This window comes from Cupriavidus necator, from assembly GCF_013141915.1.
Classification (GTDB): domain Bacteria; phylum Pseudomonadota; class Gammaproteobacteria; order Burkholderiales; family Burkholderiaceae; genus Cupriavidus; species Cupriavidus necator_B.
This window is the reverse complement of sequence record NZ_SROX01000038.1, coordinates 1-3,518: the sequence shown is the minus strand read 5'-3', so window position 1 is coordinate 3,518 and position 3,518 is coordinate 1. Positions and strand designations below refer to the sequence as shown.

Genomic DNA, 3,518 nt, shown 5'->3' with positions numbered 1-3,518 from the left:
GTGTGCATAAGCAGCTTTCGTGATGCCGAAAGCGTGGGGATTTGAGCAAGAACGGTGATGGACGCTGGAGGGGTTCCCTCAGGGAGCGTGCATGCACGCGCCTGAGGGAAGATGTCGCCTTTATTGTGTCGAGCAATGAAGGAGACCTCAGCAGTGTGCCATGCCTTGCTACAAACGCCAGCGTTTTTTGCCCTGTTGCGCCGGATCGACGAAGACTTGATGAAGGTGGCGCGAGACAGGGGCTGCTGCCATTGCGGCTCTGTGCTGCACAGTGCCAACTATCCGCGTAAGCCGCGCGGATGCCCACCGGCAGCACACCCGGACTGCAATACGCGCCTGAGCCTGTGCTGTGCCGGATGCCGCAAACGCATGACGCCCGATTCGGTGCGCTTTCTCGGCCGGCGTGTCTGGCTGGCCATTGTCCTGGTACTGCGATCGAGCCGTGCCACTGGCGCCTGCCTGGACGGCCTGCCGGCGATCAGTTGGGCCACGCTCAAGCGCTGGCGTCAGTGGTGGACCGAGACCTTCCCCAAGACCCCCGTCGGTCGGTGGCTGCGTGGCCTCATCCCGCCAACGCCCGAGCCGTTCATCTATCCCGACTGCCTGCTGCAATCGGTCGAGCACGACAGCGAAGACGAGCGTCTGGCCGCGGTGTTGCTTCTGCTGCTGGGCCCGGCCTGACCACGCTGGCTGAGGGATGCGCCAGATAGGGGAATCTCCCGCAGAACATGTCGATGGCGGGTCACCCGCACTGCCCGTAGCCTGCTCCCGTTATCCCCCCAACGGAGAGTCATGTCACTATCGATTGATCATCGCAACCGATGGGCGCGCTTGCGCTTCTCGGTCATTGGCCCTTTGCTGGCTTCGCCGCCTGCCAAAGGAGAATTGCAGCAAGCGTTCCAGGCACTGGCCGCCAAGGTCTGGCGGCACCCCATCACCGGCGCCGACGTTCAGTTCGGCGCGTCTTCCATCGAACGCTGGTATTACCGGGCCCGTCACGTCCAGGATCCGGTCGATCAACTCAAGAACCGACTGCGCGACGATTGCGGCCACTTCGTCAGTCTGAGCCCAGCCATCATCGAAGCGCTGGTCGAGCAGTACCGTCAGCACCCCGGCTGGACCATGCAGTTGCATTACGACAACCTGCGCGTCGCGACCAAGGATGGCCCGGACACGCTGCCGTCCTACACCACGGTGTGCCGGTATCTGAAGGCGCAGGGTCTGGTGCGCAAGCCAACCCCGCGCTCGAGCACGGATGGGGCCATCGCTGCTGCGGCTCGCCGCGAGGCACGCGAGGTGCGTAGCTACGAGGTCGACCACGTGGCCGCGCTCTGGCACCTGGACTTCCACCATGGTTCGCGCAAGGTGCTCACCCCCGATGGGCAGTGGCACAAGCCGCTGCTGCTCTGCATTATGGACGACCATTCGCGGCTGGTCTGCCACCTGCAGTGGTTCCTCGACGAGACCACTGCCTCGCTGGTGCACGGCGTCTCGCAGGCGATCATGAAGCGAGGGCTGCCGCGGGCCATCATGACCGATAACGGCGCAGCCATGATGGCCGACGAGTTCGTCGAGGGGCTGGCCAGTCTGGGCATCCTGCACCAGACTACCTTGCCCTACAGCCCATACCAGAATGCCAAGCAGGAACGCTTCTGGGGACAGCTCGAGTCCCGGCTGATGGCCATGCTCGAAGGTGAGTCGCACCTCACCCTGGAGCAATTGAACCTCGCCACGCAGGCCTGGGTCGAGCAGGAATACCACCACAAGGAACACGCCGAACTCGAGGCGACGCCTCTGCAGCGCTACCTGTCCTGTGCCGACGTCTCGCGCCCCAGTCCCGAGGCGCTGGCCTTGCGCCGGGCCTTCCGTATCCGCCAGCATCGCCGCCAGCGCAGAACCGACGGCACCTTCACGTTGGACGGCGTGCGCTTCGAGATCCCCGGCGCTTACCGCCACCTCGAGCAAGTCTGCCTGAGCTACGCGCGCTGGGATCTCTCCCAAGTCGACCTGATCGATGCGCGCATCGGCGCGATCCTGGCCGCCGTGTTCCCGCTGGACAAGTCTGCCAATGCCGACGCACGGCGCGCGCATCTCACGGCCAAGGGTGCCTCGCCTGCTAACGAGGAACCCGCGCAGGCTGGCACTGCGCCGCTGCTGCGTCAGTTGCTCGCCGAACACGCCGCCACCGGCCTGCCGCCGGCCTATCTCCCACCCGCACCCACCAAGCTATGAATCAACCCAACCTGCTGGCCTTGTACGGTCTGAAGTTCAACCCCTTCGCCCAGGACATCCCCGTCGAGGCCGTGTTCGTGCCACCCAAGCTCGATCACTTCTGCTGGCGCATTGAGAACGGTATGGCCCGCGAAGGCGGCTTCGCCATGGTGCATGGCGACCCCGGTTGCGGCAAGAGCGTCACGCTGCGCCTGCTCCATCAGCGCCTCATGCGCGTCCCCGATCTGATGGTCGGCTCGATCGCTCACCCACAGAGCAATCTGGCGGACTTCTATCGCGAGCTCAGCGACATCTTTACCGTACCGCTCAAGCCCCACAATCGCTGGGGCGGCTTCAAGGCGCTGCGCGAGCGCTGGCTCACCCACATGGAGGCCAGCCGCCGCCGCTGCGTGCTGCTCATCGATGAAGCCCAGGAGATGGCGGTGCCAGCCCTCTCGGAACTGCGCCTGCTCGCACAGGCACGCTTCGACTCGCAATTGCTGCTGTGCGTGGTGCTTGCCGGCGACGCTCGCCTGCCGGAGAAGTTCAGCCGCGAGGACCTGATCCCGCTGGGCAGCCGCATCCGCTGCCGTCTGGCGCTGGAGAGTGCGAGCATCGACGAGCTGCAGGCCTGCCTGGACCACTTGCTGGCCGCCGCCGGCAACGCCACCCTGATGACCATGCCATTGCGCCAGACCCTGTGTGAGCACGCCGCCGGCAATTACCGCATCCTGATGAACCTGGCGGGCGAGCTTCTGGCCCAGGCCGCGCAGCGGGAGCTACCGCAGATCGACGAGAAGCTCTATCTGGAAACCTACAGCGCAACCCTGAACCGCCGCGCCAGGCGGTGAGTGGCGCCGTTGGCCATCGCCGCCACGTCCATCAACACAACGACGACATCACCATGACCTTCCACCAGCCATCCGGCATCGCCCAGGGGCTGCCCCTGCTCATTGATGCCAACTGGACGCCCGCGCAGGCCTGGGCTGTGATCGAATTGCTCGACGATCTGCGCGACCGTCTGCATGCTCACTATCAATTGGCCTTGGCCCAGTGGCTGGCCGAAGATCGGCAGGAGCATCCTGATGGCCTTGGCGATCTCGCAGATAACGACTTCTGATCCAGTAACAAGGGGCCCGCCGGGCCCCTTGTTACATCAGTGCCGCTGCTCCGCATCCGGTCCACCGCGATAGATCGCCACGTCCATCAGCGTTGCCCGACGGCACGCAACATTGGTGATGGACGGTGCCGCAGCCGACCATCAATTACCGTGCTCGCGCATCCATCGAATCTCGTGCTCACGCACA

At 64.8% G+C, this 3,518-nt stretch carries 4 protein-coding genes; all 4 read left to right on the top strand.

The features are described 5' to 3' along the window. Positions 1-135: 135 nt before the first annotated feature. The gene (locus E5S69_RS32035; RefSeq protein WP_124682078.1) at positions 136-681 is read left to right on the top strand and encodes a transposase; all 546 of its coding nucleotides are present in this window, start codon (positions 136-138) and stop codon (positions 679-681) included. Between the two features lie 111 nt (positions 682-792). Continuing rightward, positions 793-2,232: an IS481 family transposase gene (locus tag E5S69_RS32030; RefSeq protein ID WP_008651549.1), complete on the top strand. Its 1,440-nt coding sequence runs from the start codon at positions 793-795 to the stop codon at positions 2,230-2,232. After that, positions 2,229-3,062 carry an ExeA family protein gene (locus tag E5S69_RS32025; RefSeq protein ID WP_008651548.1) on the top strand — a complete coding sequence of 278 codons (834 nt, stop codon included), beginning with the start codon at positions 2,229-2,231 and terminating at the stop codon, positions 3,060-3,062. Before E5S69_RS32030 ends, E5S69_RS32025 begins: the two co-directional genes overlap by 4 nt. A gap of 53 nt (positions 3,063-3,115) precedes the next feature. Next, on the top strand, positions 3,116-3,331 hold the full coding sequence (locus tag E5S69_RS32020) for a hypothetical protein (protein WP_011229369.1): 216 nt from the start codon (positions 3,116-3,118) through the stop codon (positions 3,329-3,331). The last annotated feature ends 187 nt before the right edge of the window (positions 3,332-3,518 follow it).